The organism is Polaromonas sp. P1_G2 (genome assembly GCF_056405515.1).
This window is the reverse complement of sequence record NZ_JBFUBY010001688.1, coordinates 1-367: the sequence shown is the minus strand read 5'-3', so window position 1 is coordinate 367 and position 367 is coordinate 1. Positions and strand designations below refer to the sequence as shown.

The following is a 367-nucleotide window of genomic DNA, read 5'->3' as shown; positions in this document are numbered from 1 at the left end:
AGACGGAACCGAAGACTCCGACCATCTTCCCGAGCAAGAGGCCGAGACCAACGCCCAGAGTCACCGGTTCCGCGAAAGACGCCGCGGTGACGCCGGAAAACGATAGCCCGGCATTGGCGAAACCGAACACAGGAACGATGACGAAGGACACCGGCCGGTGGAGCAAATGCTCAAGCCGATGGAGAGGGGATTCCGCTTCGGATGCCTCCGGCGTGCCGGGCGTTCGCTTGATCGGAATGGTCAGGGCCAACAGCACGCCCGAGATCGTCGCATGCACGCCGGACATGAACACGAAGAGCCACAGGACAATGCCAAGCATAATGTACGGAAATAAGGGATTGACCCTTAGCCTGCCGATGGCCAGTAG

At 60.2% G+C, this 367-nt stretch carries 1 protein-coding gene; it reads right to left on the bottom strand.

What is annotated here, in order from left to right:
• Positions 1-319: Na+/H+ antiporter NhaA (locus tag AC1D0P_RS32120; RefSeq protein WP_477680421.1), on the bottom strand; the 319-nt coding region annotated here is incomplete at its 3' end.
• Positions 320-367: the final 48 nt, after the last annotated feature.